Below are 20,501 nucleotides of genomic sequence, written 5' to 3'. Positions count from 1 at the left end.
ACACTATGCACCGCAATGAAGCAGCCCGCCGCACGCGCGGACGCGCCGGCCGCGCGCGCCCCCGCGCGCGCCGGCAGGCATGGACTTTGCTTTGAATCCTGGCAGGCGGGCCGCAAGCCCGCCGCACACGACAATTCGAGCAACACCGGCAAAGGCGCCCTCGACCGCAAGGTCCAGGGCGCTTTTCGTCTTTTCGGAACCGGGGATTTCCCATGAACGTATCGGCAGCAAGCGATTCCCTGCAAACCCTCGTCATCGTCGGCAACGGCATGGTGGGCCACCACTGCGTCGAACAGCTGATCGCGCTGGGCGCGCTGGAACGCTACCGCATCCACGTCTTCGGCGACGAGCCGCGCCGCGCCTACGACCGCGTGCACCTGTCCGAGTACCTGAACGGGCGCGACGCCGAATCGATGGCGCTGGGCGCGGCCGGGCTTTACGAACACCCGGGCGTCACGCTGCACCTGGGCACGCCGGTGCTGGAGATAGACCGGCGCCAGCGCGAGGTCGTCACCGCCGCGGGCCGCTACGCCTACGACAAGCTGGTGCTGGCCACCGGCTCCCATCCTTTCGTGCCGCCGATAGCCGGCGCCGAGGGCGCTTCGCGCCTGGTCTACCGCACGCTCGACGACCTGGACCAGATCCGCCAGGCCGCCGACGGCGCGCGCCGCGGCGTGGTGGTGGGCGGCGGACTGCTGGGCCTGGAGGCGGCCAACGCGCTGAAATCCCTGGGCCTGCAGGCGCACGTGGTCGAATTCGCGCCGCGCCTGATGCCGGTGCAGCTCGACGAGCAAGGCGGCGCGGCGCTGCGCGCCCGCATCGAGGCGCTGGGCGTGGGCGTGCACCTGTCGCGCGCCACGCAGGACATCCGGCCCGGCACGCAGTACCGCTACCGCATGCGCTTCGCCGAAGGCGCGCCGCTGGAGACCGACCTGATCGTGTTCTCCGCCGGCATCCGGCCGCAGGTCACGCTGGCGCGCAAGGCCGGGCTCACGCTGGCCGAGCGCGGCGGGATCGCGATCGACGACTTCTGCCGCAGCAGCGACGAACACATCTACGCCATCGGCGAATGCGCGGCCTGGAACGGCAGCGTGTACGGCCTGGTGGCGCCGGGCTACCAGATGGCGCGCACCGCCGCCGCCGCGCTGTGCGGCGGGGCCGCGCAGCCCTTCGCCGGCGCCGACATGTCGACGCGGCTCAAGCTGCTGGGCGTGGACGTCGGCTCCATCGGCGACGCCCACGGCGCCACGCCGGGCGCGCGCAGCTACCGCTATATCGACGAGGCCGGCGCCGGCTACCGCCGCCTGGTGGTCTCGGGCGACGGCAAGCGCGTGCTGGGCGCGGTGCTGGTGGGCGACAACAGCTATTACGACACCCTGCTGCAATACGTGCAGAACGGCATCGCCCCGCCGGCCGACCCGGCCAGCCTGATCCTGCCGCGCGGCGAGGCGGCGCCGCTGCTGGGCTCGGACGCCCTGCCCGATTCGGCCACGGTCTGTTCCTGCCACAACGTCAGCAAGGGCGCCGTCCGCCAGGCCATCGACGGCGGCTGCGCCGACCTGGGCGCGGTCAAGGCCTGCACCCGGGCGGCCTCGGGCTGCGGCGGCTGCGCCGGCCTGCTCAAGCAGGTGGTGGAACACGAACTGGCCGCGCGCGGCGTGGCGGTGGACAAAAGCCTGTGCGAACACTTCGCCTACACGCGCCAGGAGCTCTACGCCATCGTGCGGGTCGGCGGCATCGAGAGCTTCGAACAACTGCTGGCCAGCCACGGACGCGGCCGGCTGGGCTGCGAAATCTGCAAGCCCGCCGTCGCCTCCATCCTGGCGTCGTGCTGGAACCGGCCCATCCAGGACCCGGCCCTGGTGCCGCTGCAGGACACCAACGACACCTTCATGGCCAATATGCAGAAGAACGGCACCTACTCCATCGTGCCGCGCATCGCCGCCGGCGAGATCACGCCCGACGGCCTGATCGCCATCGGCGCCGTCGCCAAGAAATACGGGCTGTACACCAAGATCACCGGCGGACAGCGCATCGACCTGTTCGGCGCGCAGCTGCACGAACTGCCCGCCATCTGGGGCGAACTGATCGCCGCCGGCTTCGAGACCGGCCACGCCTACGGCAAATCGACGCGCACGGTGAAGTCCTGCGTGGGCAGCACCTGGTGCCGCTACGGCGTGCAGGACAGCGTGCGCATGGCGCTGGACATCGAGCACCGCTACAAGGGCCTGCGCGCGCCGCACAAGCTCAAGTTCGCGGTCTCCGGCTGTACCCGCGAATGCGCCGAGGCGCAGAGCAAGGACATCGGCGTCATCGCCACGGAGAAGGGCTGGAACCTCTACGTCTGCGGCAACGGCGGCATGCGCCCGCGCCATGCCGAGCTGTTCGCCACCGACCTGGACGACGCCATGCTGATCCGCGTCATCGACCGGCTGCTGATGTTCTATATCCGCACGGCCGACAAGCTGCAGCGCACCGCCGCCTGGCGCGAGTCGCTGGAGGGCGGGCTGGACTACCTGAAGCAGGTGGTGCTGGAAGACAGCCTGGGCCTGTGCGCCGAGCTGGAAGCGCAGATGCAGCTGGTGGTGGACCGCTATGAATGCGAATGGGCCAACGCGCTGAACGATCCGCAAAAGCTCAAGCGCTTCCGCACCTTCGTCAACGACGACGCCGCCGACCCCGACATCCGCTTCGTGCAGGAGCGCGGCCAGCCGCGGCCCGCCCCCGCCCGCGTCATCCCCATCGCCGAGGAGATTGCCTGATGGACGCCCTGGTCAACGAACCCCAAGCCTGGCGCCCGGTGTGCCGCCGCCAGGACCTGGTGCCCCACTCCGGCGTGGTGGCGCTGGTCGACGGCGTGCAGATCGCGCTCTTCTACGTGCCGCAGGCCGCCGAGGGCGAGATCTACGCCATCGAGAACCGCGACCCGCGCTCCGGCGCCAACGTCATCGGCCGCGGCATCGTCGGCCACCTGGACGGCGAGCTGGTGGTCGCCTCGCCGCTCTACAAGCAGCATTTCCGGCTGGCCGACGGCAGCTGCGTGCAATACCCCGAACAGCGGCTGCGCGCCTGGCGCGCGCGCCTGAACGCCGACACGGTCGAGATAGGCTGACCTCACGGCAGATTCTCGCGGAATATCACCTGGCTGCGCGCCATTTCCACGCCGTTCATCGCGCTGCGCTTGTCGCGCAGGTTGGAGAAGATCCGCACGCAGCTCATCAGCGCCTCCATCGGGCTTTGCGTGATGACCGCGTCCATGGTGCCGTCTATCAGCAGCGAGCGGGTGTCGGGCGTGAGGCCGTGGCCGATGAACACCACCCGGTGCTGCAGGCCGGCCTCCTTCAACGCGCGCGCCACGCCGTCCGAGGCGCCGCCGATGTTGTAGATGCCGGCCAGCTGCGGATACTGCTCCAGCAGCTGGCGCGTCTGCTCGTAGTTGCGCTGAGCGTCGTCGTAGCCCTCGCGCAGGTCGACCACCTGCATGGCCTGGAACTGTTCCGCATACAGCTGCAGAAAGCCGCCCTCGCGCTCCTCGTGCGCGCGGTAATGGCGCGAGCCCGCGATCAGCGCCACGTGCGCCGCGCGCGAGCCGATGAAGCGCGCGATCAGGTAGCCCGCGGTGCGCCCTGCCGCGCGGTTGTCCAGCCCCACGTAGGCGGCGCGCGCGCAGTTGGCGATGTCGGAAATCAGCGTCACCGTCGCCACGCCCTGCTGCGCCAGCGCGTCGACCGCCTCGCGCACCACCGGATGCTCCAGCGCCATGAACGCGATGCCGTCGGCGCGCCGGCCGTGCCTGGCCAGCGCCTGGGCCAGCGCGTCGGGGTTGAAGCTCTCGACGTATTCGACCTGGCACTTGGCGTTCAGCGGCGCGAAGTGCTCGTGCGCGTAGCTGACGGTGTCGCCCAGCATGCGCAGATAGCGGTTGCTGCCGCGCGGCAGCAGGAACACCAGGCGCATGGGCTCGGGCGCGGCGGCCGCGAGGATTTCCTGTTCGGGCAGGTAGTCCAGCTCGATGGCGGCGCGAAAGACTTTCTGCGCGGTGCTGGCGCGCACGCCGGGGCGGCGGTTCAGCACCCGATCGGCCGTGGCGGTGGAGACGCCGGCTCGCGCGGCCACGTCGGCCAGGCGCGCCAGCCTGCGTTCGGAAGGTTTTCTATTCACATCAAAAACCATCATTAAAGAAGTTTGACGATGATAGCGCCTATTCACTATTGTCCAGTCTGCCGCATGGGATTGGCACTTTTGTGGCGCATCAAAAAACATCATAACCACGATTATGGAGACAACCATGAAGCTGATGACCCGCCGCAGTGCCTTGCGCCGCCTGGGCGCCGTTCCCGCCCTGGCCCTGGCCAGCGGTTTCCCGATGATCGCGCGCGCCGCCGACTACACGCTGAAGTACGGCAACAACCTGCCCGTCACCCATCCGCTGAACATCCGCGCCCAGGAAGCGGCCGAACGCATCCTCAAGGAAAGCAACGGCCGGGTGGACATCAAGATCTTCCCCAACAACCAGCTGGGCGGCGACACCGACATGCTGGCGCAGGTGCGCTCGGGCGGCATCGATTTCTTCACGCCGTCGGCGCTGGTCATCGCCACGCTGGTGCCGGTGGCGGCGATCAACGCCGTGGGCTTCGCTTTCAAGGACTACGACCAGGTCTGGAACGCCATGGACGGCGCGCTGGGCGCGCACGTGCGCGCCGCCATCGCGCAGCGCCGCCTCTACGCCTTCGAGAAGATGTGGGACAACGGCTTTCGCCAGACCACCAGCAGCAAGGCGCCGGTGCAGACCGCCGCCGACATGGACGGCCTCAAGATCCGCGTGCCGGTGAGCTCGCTGCCCATCTCCATGTTCAAGGGCCTGGGCGCCGCGCCGGCCAGCCTGCAGTTCAGCGAAGTCTATTCCTCGCTGCAGACCAAGGTGGTCGACGCCCAGGAAAACCCGCTGCCCATCATCCAGGTCGCCAAGCTGTACGAAGTGCAGAAGTACTGCTCGCTCACCAACCACATCTGGGACGGCTACTGGTTCATCGCCAACGGCCGCATGTGGGAAGGCCTGCCGCAGGACCTCAAGACGGTCGTCGCCCGCGGCATCAACGAGGCCGGCCTGGCGCAGCGCGAGGACATCAAGAAGCTCAACGCCTCGGTGCAGTCCGACCTGGAAGCCAAGGGCCTGCTGTTCAACCAGCCCTCGGCAGACAGCTTCCGCCAGCAGCTGCGCAACGCCGGTTTCTACAAGGAATGGCAGGGCCGCTTCGGCAACGAGGCCTGGACCCTGCTGGAGCAGGCCGTCGGCAAACTGGCCTGAGGTCGCGCCATGTCCTCCCTGTCCGCTCCCCACGCCGCGCCGCCCCTGCTGCCGGCCCATCCCCTGCGCCGGGCCGCCGGCGCAATAGACAGCCTGCTGGGCTGCGTGGTCGAACACGCGGCGGCGGCCATCGTGCTGGTCGAGATCGCGGTGCTGTTCGCCGGCGTGGTCGCGCGCTACGCCCTGCACAGCCCGCTGGTCTGGTCCGACGAACTGGCGTCCATCCTGTTCCTGTGGCTGTCCATGCTGGGCGCGGTCGTGGCGCTGCGGCGCGGCGAACACATGCGCATGACGGCCTTCGTCAACAACGTCGGCCCCGCGCGCCGCGCGCAGCTGGAAACGGCGGCGCTGGCGGCCTCGCTGGCCTTCCTGGCGCTGATCCTGGCCCCGGCCATCGAGTACGCGCACGAAGAACACTTCATCGTCACGCCGGCGCTTGAACTAAGCAACGCCTGGCGCGCCGCCGCCATTCCGGTCGGCATGGGGCTGATGGCCATCGTGGCGCTGCTGCGCCTGGCGCGCACCCAGACCCTGCCGCAGATGCTGGCGGCGCTGGCCGGCGCGGCGGCCGTGGTGGGGCTGTTCTGGCTGGCCCAGCCGCTCTTCTCCACGCTGGGCAAGCTGAACCTGGTGATCTTCTTCGTGGGCATCGTCGCGGCCACGGTGTTCGCCGGCGTGCCCATCGCGTTCTCGTTCGCGCTGGCCACCTTCTCCTACCTGGCGCTGACCACCAACACCCCCATGCTGGTGATGGTGGGCCGCCTGGACGAAGGCATGTCGCACCTGATGCTGCTGGCGGTGCCGCTGTTCATCTTCCTGGGCTCGCTGATCGAGATGACCGGCATGGCGCGCGCCATGATCCAGTTCCTGGCCAGCCTGCTGGGCCACGTCCGCGGCGGCCTTTCATACGTGCTGATCGGCGCCATGTACCTGGTGTCGGGCATCTCCGGCTCCAAGATCGCCGACATGGCCGCCATCGCCCCGGTGCTGTTTCCCGAGATGCAGAAGCGCGGCGCCAAGCCGGGCGACCTGGTGGCGCTGCTGTCGGCCACCGGCGCGCAGACCGAAACCATTCCGCCCTCCATCGTGCTCATCACCATCGGTTCGGTCACCGGCGTGTCGATCGCGGCGCTGTTCACCGGCGGCCTGCTGCCGGCGGTGGTGCTGGGCCTGGCGCTGTGCTCGGTGGTCTGGTGGCGCTACCGCAAGGAAGACCTGAGCCTGGCCCAGCGCTTCACCTTGCGCGAAATCGGCCGCTATTTCGTGATCGCCCTGCCCGCGGTGGCCCTGCCCTTCGTGATCCGCGCGGCCGTGGTCGAAGGCGTGGCCACCGCCACCGAGGTCTCCACCATCGGCATCGTCTATTCCGTGGTCATCGGCCTGCTGGTCTACCGCCGCTTCGACTGGGCCCGCCTCAAGCCCATGCTGATCGAGACCGCCTCGCTGTCCGGCGCCATCATGCTGATCGTGGGCTGCGCCACCGCCATGGCCTGGGCGCTGACGCAATCGGGATTCTCCGGCGACCTGGCGCGCCTGATGGCCGACATGCCCGGCGGCTCGTACGGCTTCCTGGCCGTGTCCATCGTGGCCTTCATCATCCTGGGCAGCGTGCTCGAAGGCATACCGGCCATCGTGCTGTTCGGCCCGCTGCTGTTCCCGATCGCGCAGCAGGCCGGCGTGCACGAGGTGCACTACGCCATGGTCGTGATCTTCGCGATGGGCATCGGCCTGTTCGCGCCGCCGTTCGGCGTGGGCTACTACGGCGCCTGCGCCATCAGCCGGGTCGATCCCAACGAAGGCATCGGGCCGATCTGGGGCTACGTCGCCGCGCTGCTCGTCGGCCTGGTGATCGTGGCGGCCTTCCCCTGGTTCTCCATCGGTTTCCTGTAAGTCTCCCGCGGGGCCGCGGCCCCGCGCTTTCCAACCCTCAAAGCTGCAAAGTCCGATCATGAGTCGATTCCTGGGCGAAATCCGCCAACTCGGTTACGTGGTGCACGATATCGAAGCCGCCATGGACTACTGGAGCGCCACGCTGGGCGTGGGCCCCTGGTACTACAACCCGCGCGTGCCCATCGTGAACTACCGCTACGACGGCGCCAGCCATGAGCCGCACAACTCGGTGGCGCTGGCCAACTCCGGCTACGTGCAGGTCGAGCTGATCCAGACCCGCAACGACGTGCCCTCCATGTACCGCGACTTCCTGCAGGCCGGCCGCACCGGCCTGCAGCACGTGGCCTACTGGACCGAGGACTACGACGCCGATCTCGAACGCCTGCTGGCGCAGGGCTTCAAGCCCAAGATGAGCGGCGAAGTCGGCGAGAAAGGACGCTTCATCTATTTCGATACCGAGTACCACCCCGGCACCGTGATCGAGCTGTCCGAAGTGGCCGGCCCCAAGGGCCGCCTGTTCGACCTGATCCGCGACAGCGCGCGCGACTGGGACGGCAAGGACCCCGTGCGTCCCTTCCCCGACCTGAACCGACTCTGAAGCGCCCGCCCATCGCCCTATGAACTCCCAATCGTTTACCGCCACCTACCTGATCGAAACCCCGCTGGACCCCGCCCGGGTGGCCGAGGTCATGGCCGGCGAGCAGTCCTGCGGCACCTTCACGCGGGTGCAGGGCGAAACCGACGAACTGCGCGCCCGCGCCCGCGCGCGCATCGAATCCCTGGAGGAACTGGAGACCGTCAGCGCCCCCAGCCTGCCCAACGCCTGGCTGGCGCGCCAGCCGGGCGGCATGCCGGCGCGCTACCGGCGCGCGCGGGTGCGCATCGCCTTTCCGGTCGCCAACGTCGGCGCCAACCTGCCCACGCTGGCGGCCACCGTCGGCGGCAATCTGTACGACCTGGGCGAAGCCACCGGCCTGCGCCTGGAAAGCCTGGAACTGCCCGCCAACTACCGCGCCCAGTTCGACATGCCCCGGGCCGGCATCGCCGGCACGCGCGCCCTGACCGGCGTGGCCAGCGGGCCGCTGGTGGGCACCATCATCAAGCCCAACGTCGGCCTCTCGCCCGAGCAGACCGCGCATCTGGTGGCGCAGCTGTGCGCCGCCGGCGTGGACTTCATCAAGGACGACGAGGTCTGCGCCAACCCGGCCCATGCCCCGCTGGCGCAGCGCGTGGCCGCCGTGATGGCCGTGGTGCGCGCGCACCGCGAACGCACCGGCCGCCAGGTCATGGTGGCGTTCAACATCAGCGACGAAACCGACGCCATGCGCCGCCACGCCGAGCTGATCGAACGCGAGCAAGGCAGCTGCGCCATGGTCAGCCTGAACCACTGCGGCTACTCCGCCGTCCAGACCCTGCGCCGCAGCACGCCGCTGGCGCTGCACGGCCACCGCAACGGCTACGGCGCGCTGTCGCGCCACCCCATGCTGGGCGTGGGATTCCAGGCCTACCAGACGCTGTGGCGGCTGGCGGGCGTGGACCACATGCACGTGCACGGCCTGCAGGGCAAGTTCTCGCAGGACGACCAGGAAGTAGTGGACGCCGCGCGCGACTGCCTGGCTGCGCTGACCTTCGGCATCGACGACGCGGTGATGCCGGCGTTCTCGTCCGGCCAGTGGGCCGGCACCGTGCCCGCCACCTGGTCGGCGGTGCGCAGCGACGACCTGCTGTTCATGTCGGGCGGCGGCATCCTGGCCCACCCGGACGGCCCCGCCGCCGGCGTGCAGAGCATCCGCCAGGCCTGGCAGGCCGCGCGCGAAGGACAGGCCCTGCAGGACTACGCGCGCCAGGCGCCCGAACTGCAACGGGCGCTGGACTTCTTCGGAAACCGCGCATGACCCGCGACCAGCGCGGCCCCGCGCCGCCGCGTGTGGGCTGGTACGGAGACGACTTCACCGGCGCCACCGACACGCTGGCCGAAGTCTCGCGCGCCGGCCTGCGCAGCCTGCTGTTCCTGGGCGTGCCGACGCCGCAGCAACTGAGCCGCGCCGGCGCGCTGGACGCCATCGGCATCGCGGGCGCGGCCCGCGCCATGCCGCCAGCCGAAATGCAGGACGAGCTCGACGCCGTGGGCCGCTTCATGGCCGGGCGCGGCGTGCGCGTGCTGCACTACAAGTGTTGCTCCACGTTCGACAGCGCGCCGCACGTCGGCAATATCGCCGCCGCCATCCAGGCGCTGCGCCGCCACATGCCCAACCCGCTGGTGCCCATCGTGGGCGGGCAGCCCAGCATCGGGCGCTATTGCAGCTTCGCGCAGCTCTTCGCCCGCGCCGGCGGCGCCCCCGCGATCCACCGCATCGACCGCCACCCGGTCATGCGCGCGCACCCGGTCACGCCCATGCACGAAGCCGACCTGCGGCTGCATCTCGCGGCGCAAGGCCTGCGCGAGATCCGGTCGGTGCCGCACACCGACTACCCGCGCCTGCGCCGGCCGGCCGACGCGCCCGTGCTGGAAGACTGGATCGACGGCGTCGTCGAATCCGCCGACGGCCCCCTGCTGCTGGACCTGATCGACGACGAGCAGCTCCCGGTGATCGGCCGCCTCATCTGGCGCGCGGCCGCCTGCCTGCCGCTGCTGGCGGTCGGCCCCAGCAGCGTGCAGCAGGCGCTGGCCCGCGCCATGCCGGGCGGCCGCGCCGCCGCCGTCGACGCACCGCTGGCGCCGGCCTCGGGGCCGGTGCTGGTGGTGGCGGGCAGCCTGTCGCCGGTCACCGCGCAGCAGATCGCCGCGTGCCGGCGCTATGCGCGCCAGCCGCTCTCCGTGCAACGGCTGCTCTCGGACCCCGGCTACGCCGCCGCGCAGTCGCGCGAAGCCGTCGCCGCGCTGGTCCAGGGCCGCAACGTGCTGGTCCATACCGACCGGCCCGAGCAGGCCCCCAGCGCCGCCCACACGGCGGCCACCGCCCGCGCCACCGCGCAGCTTGCCGCCGCCATCGTGCAGGGCAGCGCGCAGGCGGGCCGACGGCTGGGCCGCGTCGGCATCGCCGGCGGCGACACCTCCAGCCAGGCCACCCTCGCCCTCGGCCTGTGGGGCCTGGCGTTTCGCTGCGTGCTGGCGCCCGGCGTCACGGTCAGCGTCGCGCGCAGCGACGACCCGCGCATCGACGGCATGGAGCTGATGCTCAAGGGCGGCCAGATGGGCGGCGACCTGCTGTTCGACGAACTGGCGCAGGGGCTGGCCTGACGCCGTACGCCGCGCTCGCGGGTTATGCTGCGCCGTTGCGCCCGCCCGTCGGCGCCCAGATCCAGGAGACTCCCCGCATGAACCGGCTGCTGCGCGCCTCGGCCATGGCCGCATTCACGCTGTGCGTATCCGCCGCGGCCGCCGCGCCGGCCACCCGCGCCGAATGGAGCGGCGCCGCGGCGCGCCAGCTGCAACGCCACCTGACCATGCCCAAGGAAGCGGACGGCCTGCCCGGCCCGCTCAGCCTGAAACTGCGCCTAACCATCCTGCCCGACGGCGGGATAGACAAGATCGAAGTGGCCGCCAGCTCCGGCCATGCGGCAGTGGACCGCGCCGCAGCCGCCATGGTCCGGCGCGCCGGGCCGCTGCCCGCCTTCGCCGCCGACATGACCGGCGACAGGGAAATCCTGATGCTGCCGCTGCGCTTCGAACCGGAAGCGCCGCAAGAGAATCCGCCGGCCGCCGCCGCGCACCGCTACGCCGACCCGGCGCGTGGCTACGGCGTGACCGTGCCCGCCCCCTACCGCATCCTGCCCAGCGGCAGGACGGCGGAATTCGACCTGCTGGTCAGGGTGGGCGATGCCAGCGGAGAGCGGTGCACCATCGGTTTCAACACCGCGCGCAAGGCGCTGACGGCCCATCCCGGCCGCGAGGCGCCGCTGTCGGCAGCCGCCCGGCTGGCCGCGGACGAAACCCTCGAAGCCGCGCAGGGCCGCGAACTGCAGGAACGCCGGACATTCGAATCGGCCGGCGCGCACGGCGTCGAATACGTGGCGCCGGCCGCGGACGCGGCGCTGCTGCGCTACACCGCCCTGCTCGACACGCCGGCCCTGCGCGTGGCGCTGGCCTGCACCGCCACGCGCGCGGCCATGCCGGCCGCCCTGGCCGACTTCCGCCGCATCCGGGACGGGATCAGCCTGGGATCGCCGGACGCGCCTTGAACCTAGCGCCCATGCCAGTAGCGCCGCCCGCGCTGGCGCTGCGTCCACACCTCCAGCCCGTCCGGCGTTGAACTCGCTATCACCGCCCCGTCGCGGTCGCTGCGCCAGAACGCCGCGCCGGCGCGCATCCAGCGCCGCTCCACCGCGCGCGCCGGATGTCCGAAGCGGTTCAAGTGGCCGGCCTGCGCGATCGCGTGGCCCGCGCCGCTGGCCTGCACCAGTTCGCGTCCCGAGGACGAGGCCGAGCCATGATGCGGGGCCAGCACCACGTCCGCGCGCCCGAGACCGTTGGCGGCCAGCGCGCGTTCCTGCGCCGTGCCCACGTCGCCGGTCAGCAACAGCGTATGGCTGGCCCCTTCGATGCGCAGCACGCAGCTTTCGGCATTGGGGTTTTGCGCCGCGCCGGCGCCCGCGCGCGGCGGATGCAGGAACGTAAAACGCACGCCGTCGGCCTCCCAGCCCAGCCCGCTGCGGCAACGCTGCGCCTGGCGCGGCGCCGCCGGCACGCCGGCCCGCGGCCACAGCCGGGCGTCGCGCCGCAGGAACGCCTCCAGGTCGAAGGACGCGTAGCTGCGCGCCGCCGGCACGGCCGCCAGCACCGCGCGCAAGCCGCCCACGTGGTCCATGTGGGCGTGCGACAGCACCAGCACGTCGAGCCGGCGGATCGCGCGCGCCTGCAGGAACGGCGCGACTACGCGCTCGCCGGCGTCGCTGCCGCCGTAGTGGCGCGGCCCGGCGTCGAACAGCAGCGTCTGGCTGGCCGTCTCCACCACGACGGCGCCGCCCTGTCCCACGTCCAGCGCGCTCATGCGCCAGTGGCCGGGCTCGGGCCTGTCGGGACGCCAGCACAGCAGCGGCAGCATGCACAGCCATCCCAGCCGCCGCCCCGGCCAGCCAGGCGCCTGCAGCGCCCAGGCCATGCCCGCCACCGCCAGCGCCAGCCACGGCCACGGGGCCGCTCCCACCGCCACGCTGGACCACTCGGCCGCGGCCACCCAGCCGACCGGCGCCATGGTCGCGTCGAACGCCGCCAGCCCCGCGCGTCCGGCCAGCGCGGCCAGGGCCTGGGCGCCCGGCAGCGCCGACAGCGCCGCGCACAGCAAGGCTAGCGGCGTCACCACGAAGGTCACCACCGGGATCGCCACCGCGTTGGCCAGCGGCGATCCCACGGACACCTGATGCACCAGATAGGCCAGCAGCGGCGTGAGCCCCACGGTGATCGTCAACTGCAGGCGCGCCGCCTGCGCCAGCCGCGCCGTCCATCGCGCCCGCCAGCCCGCCTGCGCATCGCGCGGCGCCTGGGCGACCCGCAGCAGCACGGCCACCGCCCCGAACGACAGCCAGAAGCCCGGCGCCATCGGCGCCCACGGGTCCAGCGCGGCCACCAACGCGGCCGCGCCGGCCAGCACCCGGTCGGCCGACAGCGGCAGCCGCGACACCGAAGCCACCAGGGCCACGGACAGCATGAAGAAAGTGCGCCGCGCCGGCACGCCCCAGCCCGCCAGCAGGCAATACAGCAGCGCGACCGCCGCGGCGGCCGCGCCGCCGGCCACGCGCGCCGGCGCGTACTCCGCCAGCCCCACGCCGCGCCATCGTCCCCGCCGCCACAGCGCCGCCGCCAGCAGGCCCGCCAGCCCCGCGATCGAGGTGACGTGCATACCGCTGATGGACACCAGATGGGTAATGCCGCTGCGGCTGAACACCTGCCAGTCCTCGCGCGCCACGCCGGCCTGGTCGCCGATCGCCAGCGCGATCAGCACCGGCGCATAGCGGTGCGCTCCCAACGCGGCGCGCAGCCCCTGCCGCACGTGATGGCGCGCCCGCTCCAGCGCCACGCCGGCCGTCGCCCAGGGCCGGTCCGCCAGCAGCCGCGGCCGCCCGCGCACCTTGCCCAGCGCCCGCACGCCGCGCGCGAACAAACGCCCCTCGGCATCCGGCCCCGCCGGATTCAGCGCCCCATGCGGACGCCGCAGCACCAGCGCCATGCGCCACACCTGCCCCGGCGCCAGCGCCGGCAGCCCGCCCGCCGGCGCCGGCCAGCTCACCAGGATGCGCGACGGAATCCCCGCCGCCGCCGGCTCGGCCAGCTCCGCCAGGAAGCGCAGTTCCTTGTCATCGCCGTCGGGCAACCCGGCCACTCGCAGCACCACGCGCGATACCGCGTTTTGGTGCACCTGCGCCAGTTCATCGTCGAGCCGCCGTTGCGCCTGCACGCCGGCATTGAGCAGCCCCACGCACAGCCCCAGGGCCGCGGCCGCGCAGTTGCGTGGGCCCGCAAGGCGCAAGCGGAGCCCGGCAAACAGCGCCAACGCGGCGCCGGCGGCCAGCAGCCAGGCCGCGCCGGCCCCGGGCAGGCGCGGCAGAACCTGCACCAGCCCCGAGCCGGCGACCAATGCGATGCAGAAAATGCGGCCCGTGATATGCGCCTCCCGAAACGGGACAGCGTAGGCGGCCGCGATGGCCCTGCGGCGTCGCGCGTGGCGGTTTTGGCCGCCCCGGCCCGCCGCAACTCAGCCCTTCACCGGATTGCCGGCATACGCGCCGACCACGTCGATGAACCGCCTGAGCAGCGCCGACTTGTTGTCCGCGCGCCAGACCAGTTCCCAGTGCTGCACCACGTCCAGGTCCGGCAGTTCCATGAAGGCGACCGAATCCGGCGCGGCGCGCGTGGCGGAGTCGGGCAGCACGGTGCAGCCCATGCCGGCGGCGACCAGGGTGAGCATGGAGGCCACGTCCACGCCCTGGCCCTGCACCGCGGCCCGCGGCACGAAACCGGCCTTGAAGAAGCAGTGGATCAGCTTGTCGTGCCAGACCGGCGCGGCGTTGCGCGGCAGCCAGATGAAGTCCACCGCGTTGAGGTCGCGCAGCGAGGCGGGCGGGCCGCCTTCCCATCGCCAGTCGGCGGGATAGGCCAGCAGCATTTTCTCGGAATAGATGGGGATGCCCTCGAACGCGGGGTCGTCCCGCGGGCGGAACAGGGTGAAGCCGGCGTCCAGCCTGCCGGTGGGCAGCCACTCGAGCTGGGTGTCGGACAGCAGGTGGCTCAGCGTCAACGAGACGCCCGGCGCCTCGTGGCGGAAGATGCGCAGCACTTCGGTCAGCAGCGGACGCAGGGTCAGCATGACCGGCAAGGCGATGGACAGGTGGCCGATTTCGCCGCGTCCCACGCGCTGGGCGCGTTCGACGGTGGCCGCGGCGTCGCCCAGCAGCCGGTTGGCGTCCACCAATAGCTGCTTGCCGACTTCGGTCAGGCGCACGCCGCGGGCGCTGCGCTCGAATACGGTCGCGCCCAGTTCTTCCTCCAGCGCCTGGATCTGCCGGGTCAGCGCGGGCTGGGCGATGTAGACGGCCTGGGCCGCCAGGCTGATGCTGCCGTGCTGTGCAACCGCAACGAAGTAGCGCAACTGCCGCAGATCCATGGTTATACCTTTACGGCATGGGGAACATAGGTAACAAGCATTTTACGGCATGGCCTGCGCTTCCTACCATCCAGCGGTGTCCATGCTTTCCATCAAGAGTATCCATGCCCATGCCACAGAAAATCCCGCAGTTGCTGCCCTCGGAGATCGATGCCTACCGGAAAATCCGGCGCGACCTCCATGCCCATCCCGAACTGGGTTTCGAAGAACACCGGACGGCCGAAGTGGTCTGTGCGGAGCTGCGCCGGCTGTCCATCGAACACCGCACGGGAGTCGGCGGCACCGGCGTGGTCGGCATGATCCAGGGACGCGGAACGGCCAGCGGGCGCGCGATCGGACTGCGCGCCGACATGGACGCGCTGCCCATGGATGAATGCACGCGGCTGGACTACGCCTCGCGTCACGCAGGCAGAATGCACGCCTGCGGCCATGACGGGCACGTCGCCATGCTGTTGGCCGCCGCCGCTTATCTGCAGCGCACGCGGGCCTTCGACGGCGTGGTCTATCTGATTTTTCAACCTGCGGAGGAGGGATTGAATGGGGGATTGGAGATGGTCAGGGATGGCCTGTTCGAGCGGTTTCCGATGCAGGAGGTCTATGCCCTGCACAACTGGCCCGCGCTTGCGCTGGGATCGGTGTCGGTTCCGGTCGGGCCGGCCATGGCCGCGTCCGACCGCATCACCATCCGGATCAAGGGCAAGGGCGGCCACGGCGGCCTGGCGCCGCAGCGCGCGCTGGACCCCATCCTGATGGCGGGCCACGTCATCGTGGCGGCGCACTCCATCGTCAGCCGCAACCTGGACCCGCTGGAGGCCGGCGTGCTCAGCCTGTGCGGCATCGCCGGCGGCAGCCTGGCGGGCTTCAACGTGATCCCGGACGAGGTGGTGCTGACCGGCACCGCGCGCTCGCTTCAGCCCGAAGTGCGCAGCATCATCGAGACGCGGTTGCGGGCCACGGTCGAGCACGTGGTGCAGGGCCTGGGCGGCACGGCGACGCTGGAATACGAGCCCAACGTGCCGGCGACCGTCAACACCGAAGCCCAGGCCCTGCTGGCGCGGCGGGCGGCGGCCGACGTCGTGGGCGAGGACAACGTGGTGCGCCGTCCGCTGCCCAGCCTGGGCGGGGAGGATTTTTCCTTCATGCTGCAGCAACGCCCGGGCGCCTACATCCATCTGGGCACGGGAGACCCGGACCATCGCCACGGACTGCACAACTCGAATTTCGATTTCAACGACGCCGCGCTCCCCATCGGGGCCGCGGTCCTATCCCGTATCGCTGAACTGGGACTGCCGCTGCATAACAACGCATAGGCGGCGGCCGGGAGGAGACAGACTATGAAACAGACGAAAAAAGCGGCCCCTCGATGGCTGCAACTGACCGCCGCCATTCTGGGCAATGCGCTGGAATGGTATGACTTCGGCGTGTTCGCCGCGCTGGCCTTCATCATCGCCAAGGTGTTCTTCCCCGCCGCGGGCGAACACACCGCGCTGCTGCTGACCCTGGCGACTTTCGGCGTGGGCTTCGTGACCCGGCCCATCGGCGGGATCGCCATCGGCATCTATGCCGACCGGCGTGGGCGCAAGGCCGCGCTGCAACTGATCATCGCGCTGATGACGGTGTCGCTGCTCATCATGGTGTTCACGCCCTCTTACGCCACCATCGGCATCGCCGCGCCCATCCTGATCGTGATCGCGCGCCTGATGCAGGGCATCGCCACCGGCGGGGAATTCGCCTCGTCCACGGCCTACCTGGTGGAGGCGGCGCCGCCGGGCAAGAAAGGCGTGTACGGCGCCTGGCAGATGTTCGGCCAGAACCTCGCCAACCTGGCCGGCGCGGCCACCGGCTTCCTGCTGACCTCGCTGTTCACCGAAGAGCAGCTGATCGAAGGCATGTGGCGCGTGCCGTTCGTGATCGGCCTGCTGATCGCGCCGCTGGGCTGGTGGATACGGCGCTACCTGGACGAGCCCGAGGAATCCGAACTCGCCATGCGCAAGGGCGAGAAAGTCAGCCTGGCCGCGATGTTCAACCGCTACCCGCGCTCGATCGCCGCCACGCTGTGCCTGACCACCTGCGCCACCGCGTCGGTCTACACCTTCATCATCTACCTGCCGACCTTCGTCACGCGCCAGTTCAACTTCGCCCTGCACGACGCCTTCACGGCGCAGTCCATCGGGCTGCTGGCCCTGATCGTCGCGATTCCGCTGGCCGGGGCGCTGTCCGACCGCTACGGGCGCAGGCCCGTGATGCTGGCGTTCCTGCTGCCCTACGCCCTGTTGATGTACCCGCTGTTTTCCTGGGTGCAGTCGGCGCCCACGCTGGCCAACCTGACCGTCGCCTTCACCGCGCTCAGCATTCTGCTCGGCGGATTCCTGGGGCCGTTCGCGACCGCGCTGGGCGAGCAGTTCCCGACCAATGTGCGCTCGGCGGGGCTGGCGGTCTGCTACAACATCGCGGTGATGGTGTTCGGCGGCTTCGGACAGTTCATCGTCACCTGGCTGATCCAGACCACCGGCGTGACGCTCGCGCCCGTCTTCTACAGCCTGGCCGGCGGCGTGGTCGGGGTGATCGGCTGCATGCTGAGCCAGCCTTCCCGCCACGCTGCGCCGGGCCAGCCGGTGCTGCGCGACAGGCTGGCCTGATAACATACGGCGCATCAACCCGGGGAGTCTGCGTCGACGGGCCGCGCCAGGCCCGCCACGCGCGGCGCCCCGTCCAACCCGATCCAGATGCCAGACCGCTCCCCCACCCTCGCCGCCCAGGCCCGGCTGTCGCACGACCTGCTCCAGGCCGTGCGCCGCGATGCGCCGCTGGTGCAGTGCCTGACCAATTTCGTTTCCATGAACTATGCCGCCAACGCGCTGCTGGCCATCGGCGCTTCGCCCGCCATGGTGCACGCCGCCGAAGAGGCGCCGGAATTCGCCCGCCTTAGCGGCGCGGTGGTGATCAATATCGGCACGCTGTCGGCGCCCTGGCTGGACAGCATGCTGCTGACCGCCGGGTCGGCCGGCCGCGCCGGCACGCCCTGGGTGCTGGACCCGGTGGCGCATCACGCCACCGCCTTCCGCCGCGACGCGGTGGCGCGGCTGCTGGACCTGCGCCCCGCCGTCATCCGCGGCAACGCCTCGGAAATCATCGCGCTGGCCGGCGGCCAGAGCGCCGGCAAGGGCGTGGATGCGCGCGACGCCGTCGCGCAAGCGGAGGAATCGGCGCGCGCCCTCGCCGCCGCCCGCCAGACGGTGGTGGCCGTCACCGGCGAAACCGATTACGTCACGGACGGCAGCCGCGCGCTGCGCATTACCGGCGGCTCGCCCTGGATGCCGCGCGTCACGGCCACGGGCTGCGCGCTGACGGCGGTGGTCGGCGCGTTCGCGGCGGTGTCGCGGGACGATCCGTACGCCGCCGCGGTGGCGGCCCTGTCATGCTTCGGCGTCGCCGGCGCCAGCGCGCACGACCAGGCGCAAGGCCCCGGATCGTACGCATGGCGCTTCCTGGACGCGCTGGCGGCCCTGGATGCCGCCAGCCTGGTCCGGGCTTCGCCGCTGCGCGCCTAGGGCCTGTTCACACTAAAAGGAGCCATGCACAGGCCCTAGCTTCACATCCGGTACTGCAGGCTCAGCATCGCGTTGCGCGGCGCGCCCGGCATGTTCAGGTTCGGGCTGGTCCCGTGCGCCGACACGATATAGCCGGCGTCGAACAGGTTGTACACGTTCAGCTGCACCGCATACGGCCCCTTGCGCCACCATGCGGCGACGTCGGCGGTCACATAGCCGGGCAGCCTGACGGTGTTGCCCGGGTTCGCGTAGCGCGCGCCCACCAGGTTCAGGCCCGCGCCGGCGCCGAAGCCGTCTCCCAGGTCCTTGGTGACCCAGATGTTGCCGGCATGGCGCGGCGTCAGCGTGGCGCGCTTGCCTTCCACGTTCCTGCCGGCGTCCTTGGCGATCGATTCGGTGACGCGGGCATCCAGGTAGGCATAGCCCATCATCGCGCGCCAACCGTCGCCCAGGTCGCCCGACAGCGTCCATTCGGCGCCGTCGGTGCGTTGCGTTCCGACCGGCACCAGCGAGTTGGTGACCGGATCGTTGACCTTGATGTCGGTGCGCTCCAGGCGGAAGATGGACACCGTGGTCGACAGCTTGCCGTCCAGGAAGTCGTACTTGGCGCCGATTTCGTAGTTGGTGGTTTTCTCGGGCGCCAGGTCGGCGTTGCTCGCGGCCAGCGAGAACGCTTCGCCGGAAGGCTGGTACGACTGGCTCCACGAAACGTAATACGACTGCATGGCGTCGGGCTGGTACACCAGGCCCAGGCGCGGACTCCAGTTGGAATCGGTGCGCGACAGCCTGGCGCCGCTGCGGCGGTCCTCGGTCTTCTGCTCGAAGCGGTCATGGCGCACGCCACCCAGCATCTTCCAATGCTCGCCCAGCGACACCATGTCCTGGACGTACAGGCCCAGGGTATTGAAACGGCCCAGGTTGTCGGCGCTGGGCCGTCCCCCCACCTGCATGGGCAGCGTGGGCAGCACCGGGTCGAACAGGTCGACCGTGGCCACGTTGTTGGCCGAATAGTTCACCAGGTCCTTGTTCTGCTGCCCGACCTCCACGCCGTACAGGATCTCGTGCGAGACCGAACCCCATTGCGCGCGCTGCGTCAGCTCGGTCTGGTTGGTCCAGCCGTGCTCCTCGCGCCGCACGTTCGAACGGTTCAGCGTCACGGTTTGCGCGGCCTCGTTCACCACGCCCGGCAGCGTGTTGTTGCGGTCCAGCGTGTAGTGGTAGTAGCGGGTGGCGTTGCGCAGCGACCAGGTGCCGTTGAAGCGGTGGTTCAGCGTGCCGGCGTAGGACTGCACGCGCGCCTGCGTGTAGTCCACGTCGCGCGCGTTCTCGGCGCCGTAGTAGGTGGACGGGTCCACGTCCACCGGCCGGCCGCGATAGGCGGGAATGCCGAAGTCCGTGACGCGGCGGTCTTCCAGGAACTCGGTCTGGATCAGGAAGGTCGTGTCCTCGCCCAGGCGCAGCATGGCCGACGGCGCGATGGCCTTGCGGTCCAGGAACTGCTTGTCGCGGTAGCTGTCGCCCTTCTCGACCGCGCCGGTCAGCCGCCACGCCATGCTGCCGCTCTCGGTCGCGCGACCCAGGTCCAGCTCCAGGCGGCGGTCGTTCCATGAACCGTAGCTCAGGCCCAGCTGGGTGATGTCCTCGCCGGGCTTCTTGGTGATGCGGTTGATCAGGCCGCCGGAGGACCCCCGGCCGTACAGCACCGCGGCCGGGCCCTTGATGACGTCGACGCGCTCGACGTTGGAAAGATCGCGGTAGTACAGCGCGTCGTCCCGGAAGCCGTCGACGTACTGGTCGGCGATGGCGGTGAAGCCGCGGATCGACACCTGGTCGCGCTGCCCGTCGCCCGACGAAAAGCTGACCCCCGGCACGTTCTTCAGCGCGTCCTGCAAGGAATTGGCGTGCTGGTCGCGCATGACCTGCGCGGGCACCACGTTGACGGTCTGCGGGATGTCGCGCAGGGGCGCATCGATCTTGGTGGCGCTGGACGAGTCCGGCGGGTTATAGCTCTGCGACGTATCGTCTATGCCGTAGACGCTGACGGCGGGCAAGGTGGCGGCAGAGGTTTCGCTCTGGGTCTGGGCCAGGCCGGACAGCGGCGCAATGGCGAGCAATGCTGCGGAGATCGAGCGAGTGGGATGCATGACCGTG

Annotated in this window: 16 protein-coding genes; 12 read left to right on the top strand and 4 right to left on the bottom strand. The window is 70.6% G+C overall.

All coding sequences use genetic code 11. From position 1 onward, the window contains the following. Nucleotides 1-15 precede the first annotated feature (15 nt). The 3 genes from A6B37_RS25930 to nirD are packed head-to-tail and all read left to right on the top strand — an operon-like array spanning nucleotide 16 to nucleotide 3,112. Nucleotides 16-216 carry a hypothetical protein gene (locus tag A6B37_RS25930; RefSeq protein ID WP_146747989.1) on the top strand — a complete coding sequence of 67 codons (201 nt, stop codon included), beginning with the start codon at nucleotides 16-18 and terminating at the stop codon, nucleotides 214-216. Then, complete coding sequence (gene nirB / locus A6B37_RS02935) at nucleotides 213-2,762, top strand: nitrite reductase large subunit NirB (protein WP_111824844.1); 2,550 nt, start codon at nucleotides 213-215, stop codon at nucleotides 2,760-2,762. The genes A6B37_RS25930 and nirB overlap by 4 nt, the downstream gene beginning before the upstream one ends. Beyond that, the gene (gene nirD, locus A6B37_RS02930; RefSeq protein ID WP_111824843.1) at nucleotides 2,762-3,112 is read left to right on the top strand and encodes a nitrite reductase small subunit NirD; all 351 of its coding nucleotides are present in this window, start codon (nucleotides 2,762-2,764) and stop codon (nucleotides 3,110-3,112) included. Before nirB ends, nirD begins: the two co-directional genes overlap by 1 nt. Nucleotides 3,113-3,114: 2 nt before the next feature. On the opposite strand, the gene A6B37_RS02925 is transcribed toward nirD, so the two are convergent. Further along, nucleotides 3,115-4,176 carry a LacI family DNA-binding transcriptional regulator gene (locus A6B37_RS02925; protein ID WP_111824842.1) on the bottom strand — a complete coding sequence of 354 codons (1,062 nt, stop codon included), beginning with the start codon at nucleotides 4,174-4,176 and terminating at the stop codon, nucleotides 3,115-3,117. 112 nt (nucleotides 4,177-4,288) lie between these two features. Here A6B37_RS02925 and A6B37_RS02920 point away from each other — a divergent pair, with 112 nt between their 5' ends. The 6 genes from A6B37_RS02920 to A6B37_RS02895 all read left to right on the top strand — a co-directional run bounded on the left by A6B37_RS02920 (nucleotide 4,289) and on the right by A6B37_RS02895 (nucleotide 11,380). After that, nucleotides 4,289-5,308, top strand: coding sequence for a TRAP transporter substrate-binding protein (locus A6B37_RS02920; RefSeq protein WP_111824841.1), 1,020 nt, complete (start codon nucleotides 4,289-4,291; stop codon nucleotides 5,306-5,308). 9 nt (nucleotides 5,309-5,317) lie between these two features. After that, complete coding sequence (locus A6B37_RS02915) at nucleotides 5,318-7,198, top strand: TRAP transporter large permease subunit (protein ID WP_111824840.1); 1,881 nt, start codon at nucleotides 5,318-5,320, stop codon at nucleotides 7,196-7,198. Nucleotides 7,199-7,256: 58 nt separating this feature from the next. Then, the gene (locus A6B37_RS02910; RefSeq protein ID WP_111824839.1) at nucleotides 7,257-7,796 is read left to right on the top strand and encodes a VOC family protein; all 540 of its coding nucleotides are present in this window, start codon (nucleotides 7,257-7,259) and stop codon (nucleotides 7,794-7,796) included. A 19-nt stretch (nucleotides 7,797-7,815) separates the two neighbouring features. Further along, entirely contained in the window at nucleotides 7,816-9,093 is a 1,278-nt protein-coding gene (locus tag A6B37_RS02905) for a ribulose-bisphosphate carboxylase large subunit family protein (protein ID WP_102772051.1), read from the top strand. Next, a complete protein-coding gene (locus tag A6B37_RS02900; RefSeq protein WP_111824838.1) occupies nucleotides 9,090-10,439 on the top strand; it encodes a four-carbon acid sugar kinase family protein in 1,350 nt (449 codons plus the stop codon). The genes A6B37_RS02905 and A6B37_RS02900 overlap by 4 nt, the downstream gene beginning before the upstream one ends. 77 nt (nucleotides 10,440-10,516) lie before the next feature. Beyond that, nucleotides 10,517-11,380 carry a TonB family protein gene (locus A6B37_RS02895; RefSeq protein ID WP_111824837.1) on the top strand — a complete coding sequence of 288 codons (864 nt, stop codon included), beginning with the start codon at nucleotides 10,517-10,519 and terminating at the stop codon, nucleotides 11,378-11,380. Between the two features lie 2 nt (nucleotides 11,381-11,382). Here the strand turns inward: A6B37_RS02895 and A6B37_RS02890 are convergent, their stop codons facing one another. Together A6B37_RS02890 and A6B37_RS02885 are read right to left on the bottom strand one after the other, a co-directional pair. After that, nucleotides 11,383-13,743, bottom strand: a complete 2,361-nt coding sequence (locus A6B37_RS02890; RefSeq protein ID WP_246842420.1) for a DNA internalization-related competence protein ComEC/Rec2 — start codon at nucleotides 13,741-13,743, stop codon at nucleotides 11,383-11,385. A gap of 147 nt (nucleotides 13,744-13,890) precedes the next feature. Beyond that, nucleotides 13,891-14,799 carry a LysR family transcriptional regulator gene (locus A6B37_RS02885; RefSeq protein ID WP_111824835.1) on the bottom strand — a complete coding sequence of 303 codons (909 nt, stop codon included), beginning with the start codon at nucleotides 14,797-14,799 and terminating at the stop codon, nucleotides 13,891-13,893. A gap of 110 nt (nucleotides 14,800-14,909) precedes the next feature. Between A6B37_RS02885 and A6B37_RS02880 the strand changes: the two genes are divergently transcribed. The 3 genes from A6B37_RS02880 (at nucleotide 14,910) to thiM (ending at nucleotide 18,350) form a co-directional block, all read left to right on the top strand. Next, nucleotides 14,910-16,109: an amidohydrolase gene (locus tag A6B37_RS02880; RefSeq protein ID WP_210405773.1), complete on the top strand. Its 1,200-nt coding sequence runs from the start codon at nucleotides 14,910-14,912 to the stop codon at nucleotides 16,107-16,109. A gap of 24 nt (nucleotides 16,110-16,133) precedes the next feature. Continuing rightward, complete coding sequence (locus A6B37_RS02875) at nucleotides 16,134-17,438, top strand: MFS transporter (RefSeq protein WP_102772057.1); 1,305 nt, start codon at nucleotides 16,134-16,136, stop codon at nucleotides 17,436-17,438. Between the two features lie 87 nt (nucleotides 17,439-17,525). Beyond that, a complete protein-coding gene (gene thiM, locus A6B37_RS02870) occupies nucleotides 17,526-18,350 on the top strand; it encodes a hydroxyethylthiazole kinase (protein WP_111824834.1) in 825 nt (274 codons plus the stop codon). A gap of 41 nt (nucleotides 18,351-18,391) precedes the next feature. Here the strand turns inward: thiM and A6B37_RS02865 are convergent, their stop codons facing one another. Beyond that, the gene (locus tag A6B37_RS02865) at nucleotides 18,392-20,494 is read right to left on the bottom strand and encodes a TonB-dependent siderophore receptor (protein WP_102772059.1); all 2,103 of its coding nucleotides are present in this window, start codon (nucleotides 20,492-20,494) and stop codon (nucleotides 18,392-18,394) included. Between the last annotated feature and the right edge of the window lie 7 nt (nucleotides 20,495-20,501).

The sequence above is a fragment of the Achromobacter sp. HZ01 genome, from assembly GCF_003267925.1.
Taxonomy (GTDB): domain Bacteria; phylum Pseudomonadota; class Gammaproteobacteria; order Burkholderiales; family Burkholderiaceae_B; genus Achromobacter; species Achromobacter pulmonis_A.
The sequence above is the reverse complement of the archived record's forward strand: the minus strand, read 5'-3'. Positions and strand labels throughout refer to the sequence as shown.